Here is a 26,699-nt window from a genome sequence, read left to right on the forward strand (position 1 = left end):
TCTTACCGCGCGGAGACGAAACGGGGGCGGGCCCGGCGACTGGAGCGGACCGCAGCAATAGGATCAACCTCAATCCCCCGTCCTCAATCCCCCGTCGCCACGGGTTCAATGGGCTTTTGCACGCGGATTTTCAGCGTGGCATTGCCAAGGGTTACAACCAGCAGCTGCGGTTTGCCCGCCGCCGGTTTGCCAAGTGGAAGCGTGGCGATTTTCCCGGTCTGACCGGCGGGCAAGGGATTGGCCTTGGCAATGCGCGCCAGTTTTTCTTTCTCCAGCGCGGCGTAGCGGGTGTCGGCCTTTTCCCGCAGCTTCAGCTCTTCACGGATCGCGGCCATGCGGGCCTCTTCCAGCTTTTCCTGATCGGTGAGCGCTATCGTGCCATTGCCCCCCTTGTCCTTATAGCGCTGCCGCAGTTCGGCAAGCTGTTTCTGGGTGGCGCGCAGGTCTTTGACAATCGGACCCGCGGATTGGTCGTTTTTCGACAGTTTGCCAAGCTGGGCCAGACGTTCCTGCAGCGAGCGTTCCTTCGCCTCTAACGCCTCAGCCTTGGTCCAGTCCTCCCGCAGGTATTGTTTGCCAAACTTCTCGCGGCGCGCCTTGTTGGCTTCCAGTTTGGTCAACTCATCCTTAAGCGCCAAGCGTTTGGTTTCATTTGCCTTCCGGGCGGAGGCGGGGCCATAGCGCAGGCGGATCTCCTCTTCCTCCTCCAGCATCCGGCGCCGGTTTGCGAGCTGGGTTTTCAGCTGTTGCATCGTCGGCGCTTTGCCCGCAACCGGTTGCGTCGGTTTCAGCCCCATCGCCTTGGCGTCCCAAATACCTTTGGCCCCGGGCAAGGAGGCCTCAGCCATCTTGATGAACTGCAAAAGCCCGTGTTTTTCATTGCCCGACCCGCCAAAGGCCGAGGAAATCTCGCGCAGAGTTTCTTTCAGCTTTTCCGGGTCCTTGCGGTTTTTCACCATCGACTCGGACCAACGACTAAAGGCCAAGTAAGGCGGCTTGGTCAGATCCTTGCCCTGCAGCTTCAGCCCCAGCACCGCCCGTTCGCCGTATTTCCCCAAAGCCGAGGCCACGCCAACCACATCTTCACCGCCCTTGTGCAGCCCGTTCACATGGTGGGTCATCATGTTGATCTGATCGTTCAGGAATGCCTGCACCTGCCGATCAGACAGTTCCTTTTCGATCACCCCTTCCGGCGGGTTTTCCTGTTTTTCACCGGGTTTCACACGGTAATATTTCGTGTTGTTGATCAACTCGCGGATCGGGATCTTCTTCATCTGCCCGTCGCTGACAATTGAGTCGAGACCCGAAAAACTGGCATAGGTTTCAATACCTTCCCGCAGGGCAAAGCCCCAGTCGCGGTGGATCTTGGCCTGCAGTTTCTTGCGGGCCTCCTCCAGTTTGACCCGCTCTGGCGCATCTTCGGGAACGTTCTTATCTTTCAGCGCCTGAATGTCATGCTCCAGATGCATCAGTTTCAAATTGTCTTTGCGGATCGCTTCGGTCCGGCGGCCATAGAGGTTGTCACGGGCGCGGACCGCCAGATCGGCGGGGTTGGCTTTCAGGTTCGGATTGTCCCGTGCCACCGCCTGCATTTCAGCCTGCATTTCACGGTCCGCCCGCAGCAGAGATTTGCCCGCCGCCGCCAATTGCCGGTCAGCCAGCGCCAGATCTCCTGTCGAGTTTCGCACATTCTGGCGGTATTGTTCCCGCTGCGCCTTGTTCATATGCAACATCGCGGTTGCCATGCCCTGCGCCTCGATTGCCTGATCCTGGGTCAGCCCGTTGTAATCGCCGGCCTCAACCTTCACATTTGCCAGTTCCTTGGCCTGCCCCATGGTTTTACGGATGTCCGGAAAGACATTGATGTATTCGTTCACATCGTAGGACTGCGCCGAGCTGGCGGGGATTTCATAACCGCCGCGGTCATTGCGGTACATCTGCTTGAGCTGCCGCCGCACCCGTTCCGAGGCGATAGAGCGGTCCACGTCACTGGTCAGATTGTCTGACCCCGGCGCTTTAGGGGCGGTGTTGATCAGCTTCAGCTCCGCATCATATTCCCGTTGCAGCCGCGCCTCTTCGGCCTTCAGCTTTGCCGGATCATTGGCATAGAGCTTCTTGATCTGGTTGCTGCGCCAGGTGAATTCTCCGGTTAATTCACGACGGGCGGCGTTTTGGGCGGGTTCGACCAACTTCTGGAAATACTCGGCCCGATGGTTGTTCACCGCCTGCAGCACCGGTTTCAGACCTGGATTGTCACCATAGAGCATCGTCAATTCGCCCCAGGTGATTTTGCCCGAAGACAGCGCCTCATCCATCGTTTTACGTAATGTGTCTGCTGGGGTGCCCTCGCGGGTCTGGATCCCGCCGTCATCCGCAGCCTTGCCGGAGACCTGATCACCCAAGACCTCCTTCAACCGGGACTCCGCCACCTCTTTGGAGCGCCGCACCACATCATTGGCATCGACCACTTTACGGCGCAGGGTTTTGGGCAGATGGGCCAAAAATGGGCTTTCGATAGAATGGGACACCCCACGTGACATGCCCGCATTCATCAGGTTGGCCAGAAACATCTCATAGCTGACATCACTGCCCTGCATCTTGGCCTGATAGACCGATTGCAACATCGCTTCTGACGGCAATCCCATTGCGGTGCGCAAAGCCTTTTCGGTCGCGGCGCGGGCGGTCGGGTTCTTGGACAGATGGCTGGCCATTGCCCGTGCGGCCCCATTGGTCACACTGCCGGCGCTGCCAAGGCCCAGTTGCAGAAGCGAGGATTCGATGGCGATTTTGCTGGGATCCACCTTGCCGGTTTTGGCGTAATCCGTGGCGCCGGTCAGGATCATCCCAACCCCAAGGTCAGTGCCGAACCGCGCCGCCTGCACGCCGGTGCGTGAAACTTTCAATCCTTCCAGCATCTTAGCCACCTTGCCCGAGCCTGCAGCGGGGATATAGGTGGTGGCCGCCATCTCCAGCATGTTGAGGCCCGAAACCGAGTTGAGGAAATGATCCCCCGGCAGGTTCAATCCTTCTTTCAGCCCGCCAAAGACCCGCGTTTTGTCGTTCAGCACCAGACGCTGCTGGCCGGGTTTGCCCTGTAACATCTGCGCCTTGATCAACAACTCCCGCGATTTGGCGGAGAGCTTGCTCAGATCCAGCGGTTTACCAGCGCGGCGGGCCTCCAGCTGGAGTTTCCCTGCCTCGGTGATGGCTGGGATCAACTGGTCGACATGGGCATTGTAGCGCGAAATCCGTGCATCGACCCTGCTCAGCGACATTTCCCCGGCGTTGTCCCAGATCCGCGAATAATCTGCCGCGCCGGTCTGCAACATGCTGGTGAACCCATCCACGGCCGCAATGCCGGTATCGGTGCCTTTGACAAACTTCGCCCGCCAGTCCGCCACCCCCTGTTGCTGCTGCCGCAAGGCGCTGGCCACCGCCAGATAGCGCATGCCCTGATTGCCAAAATCCGCGGGCCCTAGCATGTCGAGCGCGACATATTCCGGGGTTTCCTTGATCTCTTTCGCCAAGGTTTCAGCGCGGATCGCACGTTCATCCTTGCTGAGCGTGAAGGCCAATATGTCATAGCGGCTGGGTTTCAGCGCCTTGGCATTCAGCCGGTTGACCAGCACCCGTTCCGCATCGCGCGCCATCTCCAGCCGGGATTGGCCGGACACAGGTTGACCGTTCTGTACACTCAGGAAGGTGCCATTGCGGGCCAGACGTCGGTATTCGGCCACCTCCAGCTCGGTCTGGGAACGGCGTAGGAACTCTTCCCGCGCCCGTTCGTCCGAATCCGCAAAATCCGAGGGACGCAATGTGGTCTTGCGGTTGCCAATGCGGCGCAGCAATTCGCGCATCCGCGCCGCGTCCCCCTGCCCGTCATGACGCCGCAAGGCTGTTTGGTAGACCTCATCCTCAAGCGCGCGTGTGCGCAGCAGGCTTTCAGTGAAGGCACGCGCCTTGGCCTTGTCCGCATCCGTTTTGGCGGTGGAAAGCTTGTATTTCAACGTCTCCCGCACATTCTGATGGCCACGCTGGCGGGACAGAAACGTGTCATGTGCCATCTTGGTGATATAGGCCCGCGCCTGATCCCGCGGCAGACCGCGGGTGTTGGCGATGATCTGGGCCGTAAGGGCCTGACGATATGCGCTTTCGGCCTTGGCGGTGTTCTGGGAATGCAGCGCCATCGTGCGTTTAAACCGTTTCAGGTCCGGGTTGCTGTCGCCAAGAAACACATCGGTCCAGCTGTTGGGCGCTTTGGTGCGGGCAATATATTCGGTTTGCAGCAACTGGCGTAGCTTGTCCTGATCGCTCAATCGGGTGTCCTCGATCCGGCGCAAGACCTCGGCGAGGTTTTCCTTCGCCTCCTGCGCTATAATCGGCAAGGGAGCGAACAACAGACAGCCGGTCCCCAACAAGAAAGCACGCAACGCGCGGGTCAAGAAACGCGACATAATCATCTCACTCTCCTTCACTCAGCGGCACACGCACCACATCGGTGACATAGACCCCAGCGTTTTTGTCAGCCTTCAAAAGCAGCGTCATGCTCTTGCCCCCTTGCAGGGCAACCTGCACCGATTTCGGGGCCTCTTTGGGGGGCAACGGGTAGTAGACCCGCACCCGGAAGCTGGCACCGGGCGCGATTTCATCAACGGATTGCAGGCCGTATTCGGTCAAAGCCTCGATCTGCAACTTTGGACCATCAGGCGTCAGATCGTCTGCAGCATTGTCGATCGGTTCGTCAGAGGTGGGATCAGTCGGGCTGTCACTGTCGGCGGTGTCTGGTGTCGGATTGCTGCCGTCCTCGGGCGCCGTGTCGCTCTCTTCCGTTGCCGGGGTATCTGCGGGTGTATCCTCAGAGGTTTCAGCCGCGGGGCCGTCCTCGGTTGGGGGTGACGTGTCCGGCTGATTGGGGGAGGCGCGGCGTCCCTCGCCCGGCATTGGGGTCAACCGTTCAGGGGTGCGCCGCGCGGCCTCGGGGCCCAGCGCCGCAACCTCAAACTCTTCGATATCAAGGATATAGAAGTGCCCGCCGCGATCGTAGAACCGAAACTCGTACTTACCAGGCGTCTGCGGCGCCGCAACTTCAAAGGTTTCCCCTTCACTTCGGTTCACATGCCGCGAGGTGATCGGCACCTCCGCCGCCAGAACACCACTGTCCAACCGGTAAGAAGAATGCATCATCTTGACGATAGGATCATAGAGCCGCAGCCCTGCGGGCACACGTGTTTGCAGCCGGATCATCGCCCCCGGTTGGAAACTACGGCCACTGATGCGCAGCAGGTTGACCGGTGTGGCCCCCACCTGCACCGAAGTGCGCCCCAATTCGTAGCCGTCCTTTTCGCGATCAAAGGCAATGATCTGATAGGTGCCCTCGGTCGACGGCGCTTCAAATACATAGGGACCGCCATCAACCGCAAGCCACTGATGCCCGATCCGGTTGCGACCATAGTCGATCCCCTGCCCGCCGGTGTCTTCATTGATATAGAGTCCTACAAAAGCACCGCCGAATTGGCGCTCGGCCGGCAGATCAACAGAGACCGAGATCTTCTCTCCGGTGCGATACTGCGGTTTATCGCTGCGCACCGCGTTGGCGAGCGCAGGCACGGTGACCTCCAGCTCTTCCTCATCCAGAATGTAGCCACCGCCGTCGCGATCAAACAATCGCACACGGTAGCGACCCGGATGGCGCAGCCCCTGGAACGTCACAGGCTGGTCGGTGCGCGCCCAATGCCATTCGCTCGCACGCGGTGTAATCTCGGCCCCGCCTGCGCTGGCGGTCGGTTCCAGCCGGGTGATGTTGATCCAGGGGGACGGATAGGCGCGCCCCTCTGGCAGGGCCGTGCTGACCTGCAATGGCTGCCCGATCGCCAATTGCCGCGCAGAGAGCGTCAACGCCTCAGGTACAGGTGGCACCACCACCGTGATTGTCTGGCGATCCAGCATATAGTGGCGCCCGTCACGGTCATAGAGCCGCAGTTCATACTTGCCGGGCCAGATCGGGGCTTTCAGCGTGGTCGCGTCGTTGTTGCCAACCCATTCCCAGCCATGCCGGTGCACGGATTTTGGCGCATTTCCACCCGTGGCCTCAGGCACCAGTTCGAACAGGCCCACCCATGACGAGTATTGCCCCCGTTCCGTGCCATAGGCGACAGAGATATCAATCACCTCACCGATGTTGAACGTGGTCTTGGCCAGCTTGATCGCCCCGTCTTCCGGTTTTGCAATCACCTCAAAGGCCTGACGGTCCATTTCGAAATAGAACTGCCCGTCCCCGTCATAGAGCCGCACCTCATAGCGGCCTTCGGTGGAGGGGGCAGCAAACTGCCAGACCCGTGTGTCCCGATTGAGCCAATCCCAGTGGAACCGCTGCTCCAGCACCTGGCCGCCGCCCTCTTCCCGGCCTTCCCGCGTCAAGGCAATCCAGGGCTGGGCAAAAAGTTGCGCTGTGCTGGAGACGGTGACGGAAACCTGTGCCCCAACCTCGTAGGTCTCTTTGTCCAGCGCAATGACACCCGGCTGCGGCGGCGGTTTGACGGTGACCCGCGTGCGGTCCAGCACGTAGGGCCCTTCGGATCGGTCAAACAGGCGGAACTCATAGAAGCCCGGCCAACGCGGCATGGTAAAGTTAACCGGCGTGCCGTCCCCCTGCACCCACTCCCACCCCAGTCGTTCATCCCCCACGCTCGCGCCACCGATCGGCATGTTCTGCCCAACCGCAAACAGACCCACCCAGGGGTTCGGGTAGCGCCGCCCCTCTGGCAAGGTTGCCGCGATCTCCGCCGTCTCCATACCTAGAAAGGTGGTCTTTGACAGGCGCAAGGCACCGGGTGTGGGGGTTACGACCACCTCAACGGGCAACCTTTGCAGGGGACGTTCCGCATTCAGCAAGGCGATCACCGCCTGATACCGGCCCGGCACCTGCGGCGCATCAAACTGCCATGCGCCCTGCCCCGGACTGGAGACCACATGGCCCGAAGGGATTGTTTCCGCCCCCAAGGGGATCAGGGCCAGCTTATAGGTCTGACTGGGGTCCGTTTCCGGTATATTGAAGGAGATGGCAAAATTGCCCCCCGCCTCAACCCACTGCGCCGAGATCGCGATGTCCTGCGCGATTACGGGGCGCATCGGCGCTGCAACGGCGCAAAGACACAACAGGCAGCAGCCTAAAAACTTGATGAATTGCGTTGAAACCAGATACCGCAAATCGTCCCTCCTAGAAAAAGGCCCGTAAATTGCGGGGCGGGAAGTGCGATGTCAGGATACATGACCCAGCGGTATTCTCAAAACGCCCCCCTAAGACGCCGGTTTTCTTGTGAACATGGCAACACCTTGGTGAACCGGATTCGTATTAAAACCGTGAAGACAGCGACACCCCAACGCCGTGGCTTTCGTAATCGAAGAAATCGATCGAGGAAGACGCGCGCGTGTAGCTGTAGCTGATCTCTGGTGCAAAGGCGCCCAGCGCCCATTTGGAATGGCGTGCCGAGATCTCGATGCCGAACACGTCATCCTGCCGCGGAAAGGCAAACCCGGGGTAGTTGCCGCGAAACCGGTCCGCATCCAGCGACAGTTCCACATCGGTGGCCAACCCACCCCGCCATTGCTGTTCCCAGCCCAGCCGCACGCCCAGCTTGCGATGATCCAAATGGGCGCGGCAGGTCTGTTCCACCTCAAACGGCAAAGCGACAGAAAAGGCCCGACTGGCATTGACCAGTTTACGGAAGGACAGCTTGCCTTTCAGCCGCCTCCCGTCGCGGTAGGAGGCAAGCGGAAAGCTCTGCCGATGCAGATCCAGAGAGGCACCAAACTGTCCCGCCTTGCCTGCTGTTTGTTGATAGTTCAACACCACACCAGTCCGTCTGCGTGCCAGATCACCGGCGCTGAACTTGGCCTCCAGATAGGGTCCAAACGACAGCCGCGCGCGCCCGTTTCGTAACGGTGCAATCAGTTCAGCCTGTCCGCGCAAAGTGGTGTCGCTTGCGCCTCCTGGTGTGGTGATGGCGTGGTCCAGCGACAGGGTTGCAATGCCGCGCAGTTTTGGCCCCAACTGGCGCCCGGCCCAGCCCGTCACCCCGGCCGAGATCCGCGCACCGGCCTTGGCACGGCTGTCCGGGTCGACCTCAAAAGGAATGCCGCCAATGATGACTTCCTGGGCTTCAGTGCCATTGTTCACATTTGTGGTTGGCGCAATACTGAACCGGAGCGCATAACCATTGGGTTTGCGTTCGTTCTCGGCCCGAGTATAGGCCTGCAATCGCTCACGCAGTCTCCGGTCCGTGGTGGCGGCGGCCAGATGTTCGGCATGGTAGACAGCGCTGCGATTGCGCCCTTCCGCCGCCAGCAACACAACCAACTCACGGCGTGCTGGCAGGAACTGCGGCGCCGCCCGCAAAATGGTGCGAAACGTCTCAATGGCCTTCGGACGGTCGCCAGCGTGGGCGGCAATCAGCCCTTCGAGATAGGCAAGATGCAGTGCCTTGTCGGCGCGCCCCGCCACAATTCGGACCAAGGCATGGCGGGCGTCTTGATATTGCCCAGCTGCCACCAGATCCCGCGGGCTTTCCTGCGCCCGGACCAAATGGGGCCAGGCCACGAGACAGACAAACACAAGGAGAAGGATTTTGATCTTCATGGCTTTGCTCCTTTTAAAGGCGTTTGTTTTGAAAACCTGCGAAAGGCACAGCGCGGATGTAAACGGATATGGGCGGGTCCCGATTGGGGTCCGGACCCGCCCTTTTCACCCCCAGTCGGTGGGGAACGTGGGAAGCGCCGGGGGTGAAATCTGTGGATCAATCGGCGTATTGATCGCCGGCGAAATAGCCGATGCCGTTAAAGGTCGCGCCGTCGGTGTCGGTTGCGGTCAACCAGGTGGTGCCGCCCACTTCCTCGGCCTCAGGACCGTAGAAGGCGCCCGAGTATTCCCCTTCAGCGCTGGAAATCCCAAGACTTCCGGCAAAGGTGACATCCGCCGACAACGAGCCGCGGAAACCGTTGACGTCAAAGTTGGTCTCATCCATCGCGATGGTGCCATCCACCGGATTGCGTTCGCTGGACCCGGCGTCCTGCACCGTGAAATTGTCCAACACGCCCGAGACCGTCCCGGCCCCAAAATCCGCCGTCATCGTCAGATCACTGCGCAGCCGGGTCTGGCTTGTCCCGTTGTTTACAAAACCAGTGGTGGGCACCACCTGCAGCTGGCCGCGGCCCCGATAGGTTGCCGTGGGCAGGGCCGCCAAGGCGGCGTCCTCGGTTTCAGTGCCGACCACCGCAAAGGCGCGGACTGTGGGTTCGCCACCGTTAACCTGATTGCTCTGGACCCCCAGAACCTCCAGGTAGCCGTTGCCGGGGTTCAGAAGATCGTCGATTTCGCCGGTGTAGTTGAAGGCAGAGACCCAGACGTTGTCGTCAGATCCATCTGTTTCATACCCGTAGGTTTCCCCACTGGCTTCAACCCGACGATGGCTGGCGTCAAAAGCATAGGTGGAGCCGTTGACGGTGACCGTCAGCTCACCATTGGCGTTCTGGCTGACCTCGACCTCGGCGTCCACCAGGCTGGTTTCGCCGGTGTCATAGTTCAGGTTCATCCCCGCGGTGCCGACAGAGCGCGCCACCACCGTCGCGCCAGAGGTCAGCGCATCCCCAAGATCGCCGGTGCCCTGCGCAAAGACCCTGCTGGCCTCTTCGGTTTCGCTGATTGTTACCGGTGCGGTCTTCTTAGCCGTGGTACAGCCAGCCAGCCCAATGGCCAGAGCGGTTGTTGTCAAAAGTTTCAATGTTGCAGTCATACTGTTGCCTTTCCCAGTTTTAGAACACCCCATGAGGCGTCTTGCTCCCCCGCGCTCATCACCGCGGAGGTTAAGAAAAGGTAAAAATTCGGCGTGAGCGCTGCGTCAGCGCAACGTCAGCGCAGCGTGATTTTCGCGGCGCTCTATCGTAAAAGCGGCATGTCCTCCGATAAATGTGGACACATAAGAGAGGTGCCAGGTGAGCTCCCTGTTCGGTTCGCCAAAAGCGGAACCTTACCTGCATACCACATCCCCGTGCCTCGACCCTAATGCGTAGTTCGCGCCCGAACTCATTCTTTGCCGTTTTCGATTTGTTGTGTTTGCCTCCCGCCCCCCTGATCTTGGCGAGCCCAGCCTTTCCGCCGGCCTCAGGAAGCCTGAAACTCCCGTAGCCTTTTCTGACAAAAAACATCGGCTTCTTCTTGATATGTTATGATATAACGTGATACGCGCCAGAAACACGATCTTAACAAAGGATTTTACCGGTGTTTGTCTCTACGATTTCGAAACTCTCTCTGATTGGTGCGCTGAGCACCCTTGCCGTAGCCAGCGCCACCGCAGAGCCTCAAACCTCCAAGGAACTGGTGATTGCAGCGCCATTTGGCCCCAAAAGCTCGGTGCCGGATCCACGGGCAAGGCAAAACGGCTGGCTGAGCAATCGCGCCGGGGTTTCGGAGACCCTGATCGGGCTTGGCTATGACATGTCGATGCAGCCGCGACTGGCACAATCTTTTGAAAACCTGTCGCCAACCGAATGGCAGATCACCCTGCGCCAGGGTGTGAAGTTCCACGATGGTTCGGTCATGACGGCAGAGGATGTGAAGGCCTCCTTTGCCAAGCTGGACCTCGAAGGGCACCCCGCCCACAACCCGCGCCTGTCAAAGCTGCTGGGTCTGAAAGCGATCAAAGTTGTGGATGCCCACACCCTGATATTTGAGACAGAGACGCCAAATTCCGCATTCCTGTGGTCTTTGACAGAACCCTCGGCGGCAGTGATGAAGGATGGTTACGCAGACCATCCGCTGATCGGAACCGGGCCGTTTGTATTTGAAAAAGCGGTTACCGAAAAGACCTACGTGACCCGTGGGTTTGAGGCCTATTGGGGCGGCGCGCCCAAACTGGACCGTCTGGTGATCGATGCCATCCCGGATGGCGCCGTGGCGGCGCTGGCCCTGAAATCCGGCGACGTGCATCTGGTTTCGAACTACCCCGAGGCCGATTTTGCCAAGCTGGAAGAGGATCAAGCGGGCCAGCGTTTTGAGGCCGCAACCACGCGGTTGTTCTTCTACCAGCCACGGGTCAACGGGGGTCCCCTGGCCAATGACAGCCTGCGTCAGGCGGTTTCCCTCGGGTTGGACCGCGAAACGATCGTGGCAGCCGCGCTTGCCGGCGTTGGCGGCGATGTAGCAAACGCGCTGTTTCCGGCCAATATGACCTCTTGGGTCAATGCGGATCTGACGCTGCCCTATGATCCGGCGCAGGCGCAGGCGATCCTCGCCGACGCGGGCATTGTGGACAGCGACGGCAATGGCATTCGCGAGCTGGGCGGAACGGATGTGGTTCTGAAGCTGCGCACCTATGAGGGCCGCGCCGCGCTGCGTCCGACGTTGGAGATCACGCAGGCCATGCTGCAGCAGATCGGCATCGGGGCTGAAATCTCAATCGGTGAGTTTGGCGCCAACAATGATGCGCTTGCGGCAGGTGAAATTGACATGCACCTGCAGGCCTGGGGCACCGCACCGCAGGGCGATCCAGACTATTTCCCCAGCACCCTTGTGGCCACCGGCGCCAGCTACAACATTGCCGGTTATAGCAACCCCACGCTGGATGCGCTGCTGGACGAAGGCCGTGCCTTGTTCAAAACCGAGGCGCGTCAGCCGATCTATGCACGCGTGCAGGAAATTGTGAACCAAGACCTGCCGATCATCCCCCTGTTCCACAAAACGCAGGTCTCTGTCGGCAACGGTAAGGTTCTTGGCTACCAGATCCATCCGGCTGAAACCTATCTGGCCTCACCGGAGCTGGATCTTGCAGAGTGATCGCACCCCTCTGCTGACACTGACAGGCCTGTCTGCCCAGATCGCGGGGCAGACAGTGCTTGAAGATATTGCGCTGGACCTTGCGGCTGGCCAGTGTTTGGCAGTGGTCGGCGGCTCCGGCGCGGGCAAATCCACTTTGCTGCGTCTGATCCTGGGGCTGCGCAAACCCGCCGTGCCTGTTGCGGGAACGCTGACATTTGCCGGGCAATCGGTCCCGATGACCGGGGCCTCCGCTGGCAAACCCAAGGGTATTGCCTATGTGCCACAAAGCCCCGCACACGGATTTGATCCCCTGCATCGACTGCACTGGCAATGGCGGCAATTGACGCGGTTGTTGGGCAAACGGTCCGCGGACGAAGACGTTCTGCACGCGCTTGGCCTGCCGGACTTGGACCGTGCCTACTCCGGCGCCTGGAGTCGTGGGATGCAGCAACGTTTGTTGCTTGCGATGGCACTGCGGGAACAGCCTAAGATGCTGATCCTGGATGAACCCACCTCTGCCTTGGACCCTCTGATCGCCGCTCAGGTGCTGACAGAGGTGCAACGTCTGGCCCAAGACCGCCAGATTGCCGTGATGATGGTGACGCATGATCTGGCTCTTGCGGCGCGGTTTGCAGATCAGATTGCGATCTTGCACCACGGCCGTTTGGTGGAATTTGGCCCAACAGCGCGGGTTTTGGCAGCGCCGTCCAGCGATGACGCGGCAGAACTGGTGGCCAACCGCCAATGGCAGCGCGCGGGTTTGAAAACTTCGGTGGCAGCATAGGCATGATCAACGTTCGCAATTTTACGGTGTCGGTTGCCGGTCGCCCTCTGCTGAAAGAGGTGTCGTTTTCGATCTCCTCTGGCGAGATGCTCTGCATCATTGGCGAAAGTGGTGCGGGGAAATCGACCCTGTTGAAAGGGCTGATGGGGCTGCTGCCAAGCCGTTTTGACCGGTTTAACCATTCCGCACCAATGGCCCCCACGGCGGCCTCACCACAGCCCGGGCTACCAGCCCGTCGCTGGGTGATGCAGGATCCGCTGGCGGCCCTGAACCCCAAGCGGACCCTTGGCCAATCCATCTGCGAAAGCCTCTATGCGCAGAAGCTGACCGTTTCGGAACAGAAAACCGCAGCACTGGCCGCACTTAAGGCGGTGGAGCTGCCCGCTGCCTTCTACGATCGGCTGCCAAAGCAAGTGTCGCTTGGGCAGGCGCAACGGGCTTGTCTGGCCCGCGCGCTGGTGGCGGAGCCCCGGCTGATTATCTTCGATGAACCCCTCAGCGCCCTGGACGCTTTGGTGCAAAAAAAGATCGCCTTGCGGATGGACCAGCTACGGCAAGACAAAGCCCTGACCTATATAGTCGTGACCCATGATCTGGGCTTTGCCGCGGCTTACGCCGATCACATCCTCTTGCTGCGCAATGGGCGGATGGAAACCTTTCAGAGCAGAGATGATTTTTTCGCCAACCCGGCCAGCGCCTATGCAGCCGAATTGGTGGCCGCAGCGCAAACGCTTGGGGCAATAGACATGACGGAGGCCGCACAATGACTGCTCTGATGACGCGGCTGGCTGGCTTGTTGACGGTGCTGTTTGGCACCAGTTTCATCACCTTTGCGGTGACCTATTTTGCCCCCGGCGACAAAGCGCTGGCCATTGCGCAGGCGCGCTATCCCGGTGAAATGGGATTTGACGAGGCGGTGTTGCAGGGCCTGCGGGCCGAATTCCATCTGGACCGCCCTTTCCTGACGCAATACCTGCATTGGCTGGCAGATTTCCTGACCGGTGATTTCGGACGCTCCTACAGTTCGCAATCCAAAGTGTGGGACATCTTTGTCGGCAACCTTGCTGAGACTTTCACCCTTGCCTTCACCGCCCTGACAGTGGGCCTCTGCGCGGCCTTTTTGCTTGCGGGGTTGGCGGTTTGGAAAAAGGGCTCATTGTGGGACCGCTTTGCCATCCTGCTGGCCTCTGTTGGGGCAGCAGTGCCGAGTTTCTGGCTGTCGATCCTGCTGATCCTGCTGTTTGCGGCCCATCTGGGTTGGTTGCCGGCCTATGGCACCGGCAGCCTGGCGCATCTGGTGCTGCCTGCCCTGACGCTGGCCTTCTGGGTGATGTCATCTCAGACCCGCCTGTTGCGCAGTTTCCTGCTGGAGGCCTATGCCCAGCCCTTTGTTGAAACCCTCCGTCTACGCGGGGTGCCTGAGCATGAGATTTTCGTCAGCCATGTTCTGCGCCACGCCCTGTCGCCAGCTCTGACCATGATCGGGCTGGATCTGGCGGGTTTGATCGAAGGCGCGGTGGTGGTTGAGATCATCTTTGCCCGCTCGGGTCTGGGGTCTTTGCTGGCAGGTTCGGTCCTGGCGCGTGACCTGCCCGTTGTGGTCTTCCTCGTGATGTTCTTTGCGCTGACCTATGTGCTGATCAACACGCTGATCGATCTGCTTCAAACCCTGACCGACCCAAGGCAACACAGCAAAGAGGGCAAACCGGCATGAGCCTTTCCACGATCGCCCATTCCCCCATCAAACCGGCCGTGTTTTCCCCAGGTGCCATTGCTCTTGCGATGATCATCTTGATTGTTGGCTTTGGTCTGCTGGCAACGCCCTATGATCCAACGCAGGCAGATTTCTTGAACCGCCTTGCCCCGCCAAGCGCAAGCCACTGGTTTGGCACCGATCATCTGGGCCGCGACATTGCGACCCGTGTGCTCTACGGCAGTTTCTGGTCGCTGGGCCTGTCACTTTGTGTGGTCAGCATCGGAGCCGTGATCGGCACCCTCGTTGGGCTGGTGGCCGCGCAGAGTGGCCGCTGGGTGGATCTGGTGTTGATGCGCACCACGGACAGTTTCTTTGCCTTTCCCGAGCTGATTGCCGCCGTGATCATTGCGGGTCTGTTTGGCCCAAGTACCCTGAATCTTGTGCTGGCACTGATTGTAGTCAGCTGGATGAAATTCGCCCGACTTGTGCGCAGCCTTGCGATAACGGTGGTGCAGCAGGACTATGTTTTGCAGGCCCGGCTGAACGAGCTGCAGGGATGGCGCATTCTTGCACTGCATATCCTGCCTAATGTGTTGCCCGGCGTGTTTGTTCTGTGGACCAACAGCTGGTCACGCACCATTCTGGCGATCTCGGGGTTGAGCTTTCTGGGTTTCGGCGTGCAGCCGCCCAATGCCGAATGGGGGGCGATGCTGCTGGATGGCAAAGCTTATTTGCACACAGCACCCCATCTGATGATTTTTCCCGGGCTTGCGGTTCTGATCGCAGTCCTTACCATCAACCTGACCGGCGACCGATTGCGCGACCGGCTGGCGGATGACGCCTGATTTTAGATTGGATTGAATTTGGACACTTCCGGTATTTTCCTGCGCGTCGGCGCAACGTTTTTCTTCACCCTCATGGTCATTTTGATCAAACTCCTGTCCGAGGCGGTGCCAGTGGGTCAGGTGGTGTTTTTCCGCAGTGCGGTGGCGCTGGTCCCTCTGGTCCTGTTCCTGATGTGGACCAAGGAGTTCCCCGCCGGCCTCTACAGCAAACGCCCGATGGGCCATGTGACCCGCTGTCTGATGGGCTGCGCTGCGATGTTTGCCTCTTTTGCTTCGCTCAAATACCTGCCGCTGGCGCATGCCTCAATCCTTGGCTACCTGGCGCCGATGCTGGCTGTGGTGATGGCCCGCTTTATCCTCGGCGAAGAGGTCAGCCCGACCCGCTGGTTTGCGGTGGTGCTGAGTTTCTTGGGCATGCTGGTTCTGGTCCTGCCCAAAGCAACCGGCACAACTTTGGACCAGTCCTATATGATCGGCTTGGGGCTGGCCCTGATCATGGCGGTCTTCACCGCCGGGGCGAAGATCCAGATCCGTTCCCTGGCATTGACCGAAAACGCTGGCGCCATCGCCTTTTACTTTGCGCTGACCTGCGCATTGGCGGGGCTGGCCACAGCGGGTCTGGGCTGGGTGCAGCCTACAGCAGAGCAATGGCTGTTGCTAATCGGTTCTGGCGTTGCGGGCGGAGTTGCCCACATCATGATGACACTGGCTTTGCAAAAAACCGAGGTCTCAAAACTGGCACCGTTCGAGTACCTGTCGCTGATCTTTGCAGTGATTGCAGATTACAGCCTGTTCAACGTGGTCCCCGGCGTGGCCTTCATCGGCGCAACAGCCCTGATCCTTGCCGCCATGTGGCTGGTGACCTTCAAAGACAAGCCAAGTAAAGAAGGCGCCAGCACCAAAACCGCAAAAGCGGGTTAGCGCCCGCTCACCACTCGTATCGCTCCATCTCATCGGCGATGAGCGCATAGCCTGTTTCCGCCACCTCGGTAGACATCAGCTGTGTGCTCATCTTGCCGGTGACCCAGACCGGATCCCACAGCGCATCACTGGGCCAGGGATCAACTGCCCGCACCAGTACCAACTGGTTGGGCGGTGGTGGCGGTGTATGCAGGCAGGCCCCGACATAGGGCACCAGCACAAATTCACTGATGCCTTCAGCGTCTAGTTCCAGCGGCAGAATAAAGCCCGGCATCCGGATATAGGCGCCATGCAAGTCGCTGTTGAGCTTGGTGGCGTTATGGTCATAGACCGGCCGCCAGATGTCATTGGCTTCGTCCATTGTGCCTTCGCCGATGATTTCGGCATAGGGCACACCGGGCGGGATCAGATCGTCCCAGGTGATTTCACGGGCCACATTGGCCGCCGCCACAGAAGGCAGCGTTAGGCCCGTGGTGCCAAAGGCAAGGCCAAATGAGAGAAGCTGTCGTCGATCAAGGTTTGTCATGATTTCACCATCATACCATCGGCAAGGGACAGGCGGTAGGCACGCAATGCAGGCAACAGGCTCACAATTGCGCCAGCAAAGACCACGGCCAGCAGGGTCAGCACTTCGCGCTGTGCAGGCGCATCGATCGGCAGGTATAGGCCAAAGGCGCTGTCGACCAATGGCTGCGCCACCCAGAGCCCGGTATAGAGCATCACCAGCCCCAAAAAACTGCCAAGGGCCGCCGTCAGGGTGGCCTCCAGCACCAATAACCCAAGGATGGTGCGCGGACTGGCGCCCATCGCCCGAAAGATCGCCATTTCCCGGCGTCTTTCGTTCAGGCTGGCAAAAAGGGTTGCCATCATCCCGATCAACGCGGTCACAACCACAAGCACAGAAACCGCCAGCAAGGCCGTTTCCGCAATGCCGACAATGGCCCAAAGCTCTTGCAGCGCCACGCCAGGCAGGATCGCCAGCAGCGGCTCTTCGGGATAGGTGTTGATGCTGCGTTGTAACGCAAATGTCTTGAGCGGGCTTTTCACCCCAACAAGGGCCGCGGTCACGGCTTTGGGGGTCAGGTCCATCTGGCGGAGTGTGTCGCTGGGGGTGCTTTGCCCCGGGATCTTGGCGCCGCTGCGCCAATCCACATGGATGGCCTCAATCGCTTCCATCGAGACGATGATGGTGCGATCCACCGGCGTGCCGGTCTTGGCCAGAATGCCAGACACACGAAACGGCTGGTCTTTGTGTTCGGTGAAAGAGGCAATACCGTGGGCCACAACAATCGGGTCGCCCACCGCATAGCCCAGCGCCTGCGCCGCGTCATAGCCAATCACCGTGTCAAACAGATCGTCCATGATCTGGCCCTGTTCCAGTTCCAGCCCACGATCCCGGCGGAATTTGTAATGTTCAAAAAACCCGGTGGTGGTGCCCATCACCCGAAATTGTCGGTGGCTGTCGCCCAGGGAAATCGGCACGATCCAATCCACCTCGGGACGGGCAGCGATGTCCTGATAGCTCTGCCATGTCACATTGTTGGTAGCGTTGCCGATCCGGAAAACGGAATAAAGCAGCAGCTGCACCGATCCCGAACGCGCGCCGACAATCAAATCGGTGCCCGATATAGTATCGGCAAAGCTGGCCTTGGCGCCCGTGCGCACCTTCTCAACCCCCAGAAACAGGGCAACCGAAAGAGCAATGGCCAGAACGGTCATGGCAACAGTCAGCGCACGCGCCAGGAGCGAGCCAAGAGCAAGTCGCAGGATCATGCCGCCGGCCTTTCACGTTGCACCAGATCTTCCATCTTCAGTACCCGGTCAAACCGCTGCCCCATCCGGGGGTCATGGCTGACCATCAACAGGCTGGAGCCCTGCGCCTGTACCTGGGCAAACAGCAGGTCTAGAAACTGCGCCTGTCGGGTCTCATCCAGTGCCGAGGTTGGCTCATCCGCGATCAGGATGGGTGGCGCACCAATCAGGGCCCGTGCAACCGCAACCCGCTGCTGTTGTCCCACACTGAGCGTGGCGGCCTTGGCCCGCAAGATGCCTTCGGGCAGCCCCAGCGCCTGACACAGCGCAGCGGCATTCTCAGGGGCATCACCACAGCGTTTGCGCCGTTCCGGGGCGAACCGCAGCGGCAAGGTGATGTTGTCGAGAACCGAGCCAAAGGGCAGCAGGTTAAACTGCTGGAACACCATGCCGATCTGTTCGGCGCGAAAGCGGTCTCTGGCCCCTTTGGCAAGGGCGCGCACCTCTTGCCCCGCCACCTGCACTGTCCCCGTCTGCGCCAGAACGGTGCCGCAGATCAGTGACAACAGGGTCGATTTCCCCGAGCCGCTTTCGCCTAAAAGCAATACAGCCTCACGCGGCTGGACTGTAAAATCCGGAATGGAAAACCCGAAGCCGTCGCGTCCCGGCCAGCGGAACGCGACATTTTTCAATGCAATAATGGGGTCTTGCGACAAACTCAGAACATCCCGCGAAGATTGAGAACTGGTTCATCATAATGGACTTCAAATGCCTTCGCGCCAACCGCAGAAACGATCTGAACCTCCAATTCGCGGGCATTGGGGAAAGCTTTGAAGTAGTTGAAGGTGATTTCACTCAACGCTTCTGGTGCGGCGCAGGTCAGCACATAGTGGGCGTGAAACTCTGTGTGGCCAGCCTCTTCGTCGTGGTCGGCATGGTCGGCGTCATGCGCATCATGCTCTGCCGCGTGGTCATGCGCATGCTCATCGCCGTGATCTTCACCAAGCGCGTCGCCGTGATCTTCGTCATGATCATCGCCGTGATCGTCATGGTCCTCATGTGCCTCATGATCATGATCTTCTTCATGCGCATGTTCGTCGTCATGGACATCGTGGTCATGGGCATCGTGGTCATCTTCCGTTTCGAGGGCGGCGCTGGCCTCTACCACGCTGCAGGCGGCGGCAGCGGGCACTTGGAACAGCTCCAGTGGACGGGCCAGCGCAGCAACGGCGCCATCCACGGCCGCGCGGTCCTCGGGCGTTTCCGCCGCATATTCGAACCCCACCAGATCCGCGCCCGGGGCGTGGAATTCCACTTCAACCGTGGTGCCGGCAATGGCGATGTTGAGGGCGCCAACACCATGTTCGTGGCTGTCCAGCTGACGCGCACTTTCTGCCCAAAGTGGGCTGGCGCAGAGGGTTAAAAGGACGGGCAATGGGGTACGCATGAATGTCTCCAAATTTCATAAATCGGGTCTGGCCGAACAGGGGAACAGCACCACGCACCTAGATTACGTTCCAGAGGGCGGAGGCTGATGGTTATGATATAAGGTAACATATCCCAACAACTGTCGAGAGGAAACTTGGAACCTCTCGCCAGAAGGATGCGATATCCGTTTGCAAAGGTTGGGAAGTAAGGCCAGAGCCTTGATCACCACGCCCCCAGCGCACCAGCATGATGATTGGTCAGGGGCCAAGCCTTGCCTGGCCCCCGCTCCATTCAGTCACGAACCGGCAGCAACTCGTCCGGCAGGTTTTGGTAACACACCGGGCGCAGGAACCGACGAATGGAGAGGGTCCCCACCGAGGTTGCGCCAAAATTGGTAGAGGCCGGATAAGGCCCGCCATGTACCATCGTGTCGCTGACCTCCACCCCAGTGGGGAAGCCATTTGCCAAGACCCGACCAGCCTTGCGTTCCAAAACCGGCATTAGGGTTTGCGCAACCTCGGTGTCACCCGCGTCGAGGTGCAACGTACAGGTCAGCTGCCCCTTAAGACCCAGCGCCAGGGCGCGCATCTCGGCAACATCTTCGGCCAGAACCACCAGCCCCAGAGGGCCAAACACCTCTTCGCCCAGATCCTCATTGGCAAGGAAGGCGGCGACCGAGGTCTGGAACAGGAACGGCGTTGCATTACGCGCCTCTGGCTGCGTGGTCAGCAGGGGCTCCACCGCCTCACTTTCGGCAATGCGGGCGCTGCCGGCACGGTAGGCCTCCGCAATGCCATCGGTCAGCATGCACTGCGCCGCACTGTCCGCCAGCGCAGCAACGGCGGCGGCAACAAACTCTGCGGCTTGGTGTTTCTGGATCACCACAATGCCCGGATTGGTGCAGAACTGCCCTGCCCCCATCGTCAATGACGCGGCCCAGCCGGTGCCAAGCTCCGCAGCCCGCGCCGCCGCGGCTTCTGGCAGAACAAACATCGGATTGACCGAACCCAGCTCCCCAAAGAAGGGGATCGGCTCTTCCCGTTGCGCGCAAAGATCAAACAGGGCGCGCCCACCGCCAAGCGAGCCGGTAAAGCCAACCGCCCTGATCAGCGGATGCTGCACAAGGGTCTGACCCACGTCACGCTTGCCGCCCTGCACCAAAGAGAAAACACCGGCATGCAGGTTGCACGATTGGATCGCGGCGTGGACCGACTCGGCCACAATCTCACCGGTGCCGGGATGGGTCGAATGGCCTTTGACCACAACAGGACAGCCCGCCGCCAAGGCCGCGGCGGTGTCGCCCCCGGCGGTGGAGAAAGCCAGCGGGAAGTTCGAGGCACCAAAGACCGCTACAGGCCCAATCGGGCGCTGCACCATCTTCAGGTCGGGACGCGGCAGTGGCGCCCGATCCGGCAGGGCCGGATCATGCCGCTGGTCCAGATAGGCCCCCGCCAGAATATGCGTCGCAAACAAACGCAGCTGACCGGTGGTTCGGCCACGCTCACCCTCCAGGCGGGCTGCGGGCAGGCCGGTTTCCTGGGTGCCGATTTCAGTGATCTGATCGGCGCGGGCCTCGATCTCATCGGCGATGGCGTTCAGAAACGCAGCGCGGGTTTCACGGCTGGAATAGCCGTAAGACCAGAAAGCTTCTTCCGCGGCTTCCACGGCCGCGCTCACATCGGCGGGGGTGCCAACCGCAAAGTCATGTGCGGCCCCCTGCGCAGGGTCTGAGGGAAAGGTATTTTCCCCTGCAACCCAAGTGCCTGCGATCAGATGTTTTCCGTGTGGAGTAAAGCCCATAGCGATTATTCCTTATGCCAATGGGTGACCATGTCACATGCGATATCAAAAGCTGCGCGGGTGGCGCCAACGTCCGCACGGCCCTGCCCTGCGATGTCAAAGGCGGTGCCATGCGCCGGTGTGGAGACCGGGATCGGCAAACCGCCCTGAACGGTTACGCCGCGATCAAAGCCAAGCAGTTTCAGCGCAATTTGGCCCTGATCGTGATACATGGTGACCACGGCGTCGATTTCCTTGGCCACCGCCTTGAGGAACACCGTGTCCGACGGCCAGGGGCCATCTACGGACATCTGGGTTTCCGCAAGTTTCTTCACCGCCGGTTCCAGTACGTCAATTTCCTCGGTGCCGAAGTTGCCGTTGTCACCAGCGTGTGGATTGATTGCGGCCACGGAAATGCGCGGTCGCTCCACCCCCGAACGCCGCAGGGTGCGATGGATCAGATGCACCGCCTCATGCACACGCTCTTCGCTGATCATCTCGGCCACCGCCCGCAGCGGGACATGGCTGGTCACGCGGCTGGTCCACATCCCATCAAGCGTGTTCAGCTCGGAGATATAGGTGTCGACCCCCAGTTTTTCCGCCATATAGTGCAGTTCGTCATCGTGGCCAAGGCCCGCCAGATGCATCGAGGCCTTGTTGAAAGGCCCAAAAACAATCGCGTCGGTGACGCCGTTTTGAGTGAATTCCAGCGCCTGATCCAGCGTCCGCAATACCGACGCACCGCCCGCTTCGGTCACTTCTGCAACCTCCACCGCGTCGGGGGTGATGGTGGCCATTTCATAGAAGGCGACACCCGCCGTGCCGGTCCAATCGGTGCCAGGGTCCACAGGGTCCAGATCATAGCTGCACCCGGCCACGGCCATGCCTGCCTCCAGCACATGACGGTCACCGATCAGCAGGATATCCGCCGCCTCCCGCACCCCGTCCGAGGTGATCAGACGCGCAATCAGTTCCGGCCCGATGCCGCTGGTGTCACCGGGGATAATGGCAATTTTGGGTTTCATGGTTACTCCTCAGAGTCGGCGGCATCTTCGCGGATGCGCGCGATATTGGTGATGGTGCTCTGCAAGTGATCGCGCAGCGCCCGCCGGGTGGCGGTGGCATCACGTTTCTTCAGAGCGTCCAGAATGTCGTCATGCTGGGCCAACGTGTTGTCGCGCCGGTCCACCTGCCGTGAGGACAGGAAGCGGGCACGCCACAGACGGGCATTGTATTGACGGTGGGTCTCGATCAGCGGCTCGTTTTGGCTGGCCTCAACGATGGCGGCATGAAAGGCCATATCGAGCTGGAAGAAATCCAGCGGCTCCAATTGATCCGACCGCTTGGCCATTTCCTGCCCCAGTTTCGCAATCTCGGCAATTTCACTGTCGGTGGCGACTTCACAGGCGGTTTCGTGATCCTCCCCCACTGAATTGGTCCACCCGTATAGTTAGTAAACGGAGGATCAAATATGGGAATCAAACGACACAAGCCGGAAGAGATTGTCACGAAGTTGCGGCAGGTTGAGGTGTTGTGCGGTCAGGGAATGCCGCGCATTGATGCAATCAGGCAGGTTCAGATAACGGAACAGACATTCTATCGCTGGCGTAAGCAATACGGCGGAATGGGAACTGACCAACTGAAGGAACTAAAGAGGCTTCAGAAAGAGAATGATCGGCTGCGTCGAGCCGTGTCGGACCTTACGCTGGACAAACTCATACTTTCGGAAGCTGCACGGGGAAACTACTAAGCCCTTCGCGCCGTCGTGCCTGTATCGATCATGTTTGCAGCCAGTTCAGGGTATCAGAGCGGCGAGCCTGTCGTGTCCTGGGACAGCACCGATCCACACAACGGCGTTTGCCGGTTGGCCGTGCTGACGAAGAGCGTCTAGTGGCTGATATGATCGAACTGGCCCGCCAGTATGGTCGGTATGGCTACCGCCGGATCGCAGCATTGCTCAGAGACGCCGGATGGCTTGTGAATGACAAGCGTGTCGAACGTTTGTGGCGGCGTGAAGGGCTCAAAGTGCCAATGAAACAGCCGAAGAAAGGGGGGCTCTGGCTCAACGATGGCTCGTGTGTTCGTTTGCGACCGGAGTACCGCAACCATGTGTGGTCGTATGACTTCGTGCATCATCGAACCGATGACGGGAAAGCGTTCCGAACGCTCAATATCTTGGATGAACACAGCCGGGAATACCTAGCGATCAAGGTGAAGCGCAAGCTCAACTCGACAGAGGTTATCGATGCGCTGACGGACTTGTTTATCTTGCGCGGCGTTCCTGCCTTCATACGGTCGGACAACGGCCCGGAGTTCATTGCTCAGGCCGTCCGCAATTGGATTGCAGCGGTCGGCGCTAAGACCGCCTACATTGAGCCGGGATCACCTTGGGAGAACGGATACTGCGAAAGCTTCAACGCAAGGCTTCGGGATGAACTACTTAACGGAGAGGTCTTCTTCTCGCTAAGGGAGGCGCAAATCCTGATCGAAGAATGGAGAAAACACTACAACACGAAACGACCACACAGTGCCTTGGGCTACCGCCCACCGGCCCCAGAAACCATCGTCTTGATGGAACCCAGGCCAATAATGCACTAACATTCAAATTGGACCACTTGGGTGGGGCTGATCAAAGTTGGTGAAGCACGTTGAAGTGCTTCACACGATGTCTTGTCAGGCCAATCAGGAGCACGAGACCACAAGTTTGTGGGTCTTGGGCGTATTTAGGAGACCAAGGCCTCCTTCAACATCAGCCAACCAATAGCCGGAGCCCCACACCCGCTCATGGCCGTCCTGATGAACGATGTAGCCGTTCTGACCTTTGCAAATCTGGTCGCCATTCGAATAGGTGTAGAGATCTGCGGCCGCAGACTCGCCAGTCATTGCAACGAGCACAACCATAGATTTGATAAGCGTCTTTTACGTGCTGATACCTTTTGGAGAGTGGTTGGTTGCGGGTGAATGGTGACAGCCGGTCAGGGTGGGCGGCGAGTGACTACAAAGAAAAGTGCTTAGTAACACTGTGCTTTTTCTCATTTTGAGAATTTCGGGGGAGGGTTGCGGCGGGCGCTCATGCGAACACCCGCCGTTTTAGGTTGTGGGGATGGGAGGTGCTTAGCCGCCCCGAGGGCTCGGCTGCGGGGCACCCGCAGGGCGACCGCCGTAGCCGTAGATATCCTTCTGGACATTGTAGACGATGCTCGGGGGTACCTGATTATCCGGATAAGTCGGCGAAGTCACCGCATTAGTGACACCGGGCAGGACAGAAAAGGTGCACGAGATCGAACCAGTACAGCTCGTGCCACCCGATCCGCCAGTGCAGGAGATGGAGCCCGAACACTTTTCAGTTTCTCCTTTGCCCGGCATTCCCCAACCCGGCAGCGTCGCGGGACCCGAGCCATCACCGGGATCATGGAAGGCAACGATGGCAAGGTAGTCGCGGGGGTCATAGGGATCACCGGGCCACGTCGGGTTAGCGTCTGCCGTCGTGGCGGCCATTGCAGCAAAGGCGGCTGCCGTTACGATTTCTTTCAGAGACATGTTGTGTCCTTTCTAAGACAGTTAGGTTTGGGTGAGGTTTTTCCGATCTCGACCATTAGGGGCGAGTTGAGGGACACCTGATGGCGCCCCCCATACTGATTATGTGTAGCAAGGCGCGTTGCCGCTGTAGCCAGTCCGGCGAACACCATGCATACCGTGTGCTTGAACGATGTCCGAGAGGTCCCAGCCGGTGCCATAGACAGCGAAGATGCTCCCCTGGAAGGAGACTTCCCAACCATCGCCATCGCGGCACAACTGAATGACATCATTGTCGGCGTCAGTGCCTGTCCAGTAGGTCGCGGCGGTGGCCAGCTGAGGCTGGAGCACCGACACGGCTACTGCCAGGACAGAGGCTTTAAGAAAGTGTTCCTTGCGCATTTTTTTTCCTCGTATTGTCGTAGCCCAAGTGGCTACCTGGTCTGGATAGCAAACAGCATCGGGTCAATGCGCGGCGCGGCGGTCGAGAAACAGGAGGCAAACTGGAGGGCTTCCGGGAAGTGACAGGCTGGTCATGAGCCGTTAAGCTTCCGGAAGTACTTCTGGGAGAGAAAGTCGTTTTGAATAAGGTTTTAGTTGACACCGATGCCGTTTTACACGCGGCGCGACACCAAAATTGTACCTCCGCACAAGCCCTTAAGCAAAAGTTTGGCGGAGGGCACGACACCTGGACAAAGCTCTTGAAGGGAGGTCCCATTTCGCGGAAATTCTTTGAACGTGCTTGCGGTCAGCTCAATCTCGATCCTTTGCAAGCAGAAGTTCACTTACTTACGGATGAGAGAGACGTATCGAAGGGATTAAGACTCTCGCTGTCAGAACCGACCGTGTTTGATTTCCGAGGCCAGCATGATCCCCGTCCCCAGAGCAGTGCGCCTGGCAAGCGCGGCGGCAAACAGAAGAAGACCATTGAAGATAGTGGAAACAGGCTGTTTTTACTGTTTTCTTTCCTTGAGCTACATGCTGCCAGCAAAGAGCACGATATCTTCGTAGAATCGGTGAAAATGAAGATCCAAATAAAGGACGCAACTCAACTTTTTCACCCTTATCGGTGGTGCAACTTTGCCACCAACAGCGATACAAATCCAGAAGGCTATTGGCTCGCGGCGGCCTTAGATGCCCGATCTTGGACTACGGCGGCAGCGCCAGAAGGCTTCCACTTAGGCAGAAACGGGCCACTTTCCATTAAGGAGGAGTGTAGCTTTGTTGCTCTCACAAGCGGAAGCCTTCAAATTTACCGCGACTTACTAGATCTTCTGGCTTCAGTAGACAATGAGCGTGATGGGATATGTACACTTATGGTCAAATTCCGAATTGGTGACGAGACTATACTAAGATCGGTTGCCAGGGTCACAACGTTCTCCCTAGAGTATATGAAAAGAATTAGGGCAGCACGTGAAGAGGAATATGGCTATGCTCATAGTTTACAGTCCACAGCAAACATCTAGCATCCTGAAGATTGTCGTCACGTCATTGGTTTGCATCCTTGCACCGAACATGACAATTGCCCAGGATCAGATCTCTCCCGCACAGCCATTCTACGGCACAGTCAAAACGGATGGCTGGGTTTTCGAACTTCTCGACACAAAATCGGATACCTCTATTTACATCCCAATAAACAACATGGCTGAGGCGCGTATGCGTAACATCATCGAACGCATTCCGTCGACCGAAGAAGAGTCTGTCGAGTTCTTTGAACTTCAGCCAGAAGTTGATGTGCGGCTCTATAACAGCGAAGATTCAACCCGGATTTATGATGTCGAGACAGATGAATTTGTCGCCCCATTGACGCCTTGCCCGGCAGGTTATTGTCTCCCGCCTCTGCTATTCAATCAATCTATGCGTCTGGAGGCGCTTGGACTAGAGCCTGGCGAACTGAGCATTCCTGTTGTGAGTGCGGTAAACTTAGAGAGATACTTCCAATCTATAAAATAGTTTTTCTATATTAGGTTCGCTGACGGGAAAACGCTGAATGCCAGCCAAAAATTGTGCCTTCTACTTCTAAGCTTTTGGGTAGGTTCTGCCTGGGGATTGTGGCCCTGGCAAAACCCGCTGTTTTTAACCGGCTAGGTTTTTCGAAAGCTGACCTTGGCGCAGCCGCAGCGAAGTGGAGCTTTGTCCGCACTGTGTGAGTTGAGTTGGTCGCAACGG

General features: G+C 59.0%; 22 protein-coding genes. 9 read left to right on the forward strand and 13 right to left on the reverse strand.

Annotation, left to right across the window (positions count from 1 at the left end; all coding sequences use genetic code 11):
• Positions 1–83: 83 nt before the first annotated feature.
• From SIC14_RS17525 to SIC14_RS17540, 4 genes are all read right to left on the reverse strand, one after another.
• Positions 84–4,460 carry a hypothetical protein gene (locus SIC14_RS17525; protein ID WP_412563198.1) on the reverse strand — a complete coding sequence of 1,459 codons (4,377 nt, stop codon included), beginning with the start codon at positions 4,458–4,460 and terminating at the stop codon, positions 84–86.
• A 1-nt stretch (position 4,461) separates the two neighbouring features.
• The gene (locus SIC14_RS17530; protein ID WP_412563199.1) at positions 4,462–7,128 is read right to left on the reverse strand and encodes a hypothetical protein; all 2,667 of its coding nucleotides are present in this window, start codon (positions 7,126–7,128) and stop codon (positions 4,462–4,464) included.
• A 223-nt stretch (positions 7,129–7,351) separates the two neighbouring features.
• The gene (locus SIC14_RS17535; protein ID WP_412563200.1) at positions 7,352–8,635 is read right to left on the reverse strand and encodes a surface lipoprotein assembly modifier; all 1,284 of its coding nucleotides are present in this window, start codon (positions 8,633–8,635) and stop codon (positions 7,352–7,354) included.
• Positions 8,636–8,792: 157 nt separating this feature from the next.
• Positions 8,793–9,788 carry a transferrin-binding protein-like solute binding protein gene (locus tag SIC14_RS17540; protein ID WP_412563201.1) on the reverse strand — a complete coding sequence of 332 codons (996 nt, stop codon included), beginning with the start codon at positions 9,786–9,788 and terminating at the stop codon, positions 8,793–8,795.
• Positions 9,789–10,273: 485 nt separating this feature from the next.
• On the opposite strand from SIC14_RS17540, the gene SIC14_RS17545 reads away from it, so the two are divergent.
• Genes SIC14_RS17545 through SIC14_RS17570 form a run of 6 tightly spaced genes read left to right on the forward strand, consistent with a single transcriptional unit; the run spans position 10,274 to position 16,055 of the window.
• Positions 10,274–11,827, forward strand: coding sequence for an ABC transporter substrate-binding protein (locus SIC14_RS17545; RefSeq protein WP_412563202.1), 1,554 nt, complete (start codon positions 10,274–10,276; stop codon positions 11,825–11,827).
• Positions 11,817–12,593, forward strand: a complete 777-nt coding sequence (locus SIC14_RS17550; protein WP_412563203.1) for an ATP-binding cassette domain-containing protein — start codon at positions 11,817–11,819, stop codon at positions 12,591–12,593. The genes SIC14_RS17545 and SIC14_RS17550 overlap by 11 nt, the downstream gene beginning before the upstream one ends.
• A gap of 2 nt (positions 12,594–12,595) precedes the next feature.
• Positions 12,596–13,360, forward strand: a complete 765-nt coding sequence (locus SIC14_RS17555; protein ID WP_412563204.1) for an ABC transporter ATP-binding protein — start codon at positions 12,596–12,598, stop codon at positions 13,358–13,360.
• Positions 13,357–14,307, forward strand: coding sequence for an ABC transporter permease (locus SIC14_RS17560; protein WP_412563205.1), 951 nt, complete (start codon positions 13,357–13,359; stop codon positions 14,305–14,307). Before SIC14_RS17555 ends, SIC14_RS17560 begins: the two co-directional genes overlap by 4 nt.
• A complete protein-coding gene (locus SIC14_RS17565) occupies positions 14,304–15,134 on the forward strand; it encodes an ABC transporter permease (protein WP_412563206.1) in 831 nt (276 codons plus the stop codon). Before SIC14_RS17560 ends, SIC14_RS17565 begins: the two co-directional genes overlap by 4 nt.
• 18 nt (positions 15,135–15,152) lie before the next feature.
• The gene (locus SIC14_RS17570; protein WP_412563207.1) at positions 15,153–16,055 is read left to right on the forward strand and encodes a DMT family transporter; all 903 of its coding nucleotides are present in this window, start codon (positions 15,153–15,155) and stop codon (positions 16,053–16,055) included.
• A 7-nt stretch (positions 16,056–16,062) separates the two neighbouring features.
• Here the strand turns inward: SIC14_RS17570 and SIC14_RS17575 are convergent, their stop codons facing one another.
• The 7 genes from SIC14_RS17575 to SIC14_RS17605 all read right to left on the reverse strand — a co-directional run bounded on the left by SIC14_RS17575 (position 16,063) and on the right by SIC14_RS17605 (position 22,443).
• Entirely contained in the window at positions 16,063–16,581 is a 519-nt protein-coding gene (locus SIC14_RS17575; protein ID WP_412563208.1) for a DUF3299 domain-containing protein, read from the reverse strand.
• Entirely contained in the window at positions 16,578–17,828 is a 1,251-nt protein-coding gene (locus SIC14_RS17580) for an ABC transporter permease (RefSeq protein WP_412563209.1), read from the reverse strand. Before SIC14_RS17580 ends, SIC14_RS17575 begins: the two co-directional genes overlap by 4 nt.
• Positions 17,825–18,523, reverse strand: a complete 699-nt coding sequence (locus SIC14_RS17585) for an ABC transporter ATP-binding protein (RefSeq protein WP_412563210.1) — start codon at positions 18,521–18,523, stop codon at positions 17,825–17,827. The genes SIC14_RS17580 and SIC14_RS17585 overlap by 4 nt, the downstream gene beginning before the upstream one ends.
• 2 nt (positions 18,524–18,525) lie before the next feature.
• Positions 18,526–19,254 (reverse strand): zinc uptake protein ZrgA, encoded by a 729-nt coding sequence (gene zrgA / locus SIC14_RS17590; RefSeq protein WP_412563211.1) that lies wholly within the window; start codon positions 19,252–19,254, stop codon positions 18,526–18,528.
• Between the two features lie 272 nt (positions 19,255–19,526).
• A complete protein-coding gene (locus tag SIC14_RS17595) occupies positions 19,527–21,035 on the reverse strand; it encodes an aldehyde dehydrogenase (NADP(+)) (RefSeq protein WP_412563212.1) in 1,509 nt (502 codons plus the stop codon).
• A 5-nt stretch (positions 21,036–21,040) separates the two neighbouring features.
• On the reverse strand, positions 21,041–22,039 hold the full coding sequence (locus SIC14_RS17600) for a 4-hydroxythreonine-4-phosphate dehydrogenase PdxA (RefSeq protein WP_412563213.1): 999 nt from the start codon (positions 22,037–22,039) through the stop codon (positions 21,041–21,043).
• Between the two features lie 2 nt (positions 22,040–22,041).
• The gene (locus tag SIC14_RS17605) at positions 22,042–22,443 is read right to left on the reverse strand and encodes a GntR family transcriptional regulator (RefSeq protein ID WP_412563214.1); all 402 of its coding nucleotides are present in this window, start codon (positions 22,441–22,443) and stop codon (positions 22,042–22,044) included.
• 42 nt (positions 22,444–22,485) lie between these two features.
• Between SIC14_RS17605 and SIC14_RS17610 the strand changes: the two genes are divergently transcribed.
• Positions 22,486–23,612, forward strand: a protein-coding gene (locus SIC14_RS17610) for an IS3 family transposase (protein WP_412563215.1) whose coding sequence is annotated in 2 segments (ribosomal slippage) — positions 22,486–22,750 and positions 22,750–23,612 — 1,128 coding nt in all. Because the reading frame shifts where the segments join, the coding sequence is not laid out codon by codon here.
• Positions 23,613–24,128: 516 nt separating this feature from the next.
• Here SIC14_RS17610 and SIC14_RS17615 read toward each other — a convergent pair.
• The gene (locus tag SIC14_RS17615; protein WP_412563216.1) at positions 24,129–24,554 is read right to left on the reverse strand and encodes a hypothetical protein; all 426 of its coding nucleotides are present in this window, start codon (positions 24,552–24,554) and stop codon (positions 24,129–24,131) included.
• Positions 24,555–24,653: 99 nt separating this feature from the next.
• On the reverse strand, positions 24,654–24,932 hold the full coding sequence (locus SIC14_RS17620; protein ID WP_412563217.1) for a hypothetical protein: 279 nt from the start codon (positions 24,930–24,932) through the stop codon (positions 24,654–24,656).
• A 179-nt stretch (positions 24,933–25,111) separates the two neighbouring features.
• Between SIC14_RS17620 and SIC14_RS17625 the strand changes: the two genes are divergently transcribed.
• Both SIC14_RS17625 and SIC14_RS17630 read left to right on the forward strand, forming a co-directional pair.
• Entirely contained in the window at positions 25,112–25,996 is an 885-nt protein-coding gene (locus tag SIC14_RS17625) for a hypothetical protein (RefSeq protein WP_412563218.1), read from the forward strand.
• A 49-nt stretch (positions 25,997–26,045) separates the two neighbouring features.
• Positions 26,046–26,483: a hypothetical protein gene (locus SIC14_RS17630; protein ID WP_412563219.1), complete on the forward strand. Its 438-nt coding sequence runs from the start codon at positions 26,046–26,048 to the stop codon at positions 26,481–26,483.
• The last annotated feature ends 216 nt before the right edge of the window (positions 26,484–26,699 follow it).

Origin of the sequence: Thalassobius sp. MITS945101, from assembly GCF_047123305.1 — a bacterium.
Taxonomy (GTDB): domain Bacteria; phylum Pseudomonadota; class Alphaproteobacteria; order Rhodobacterales; family Rhodobacteraceae; genus Thalassobius.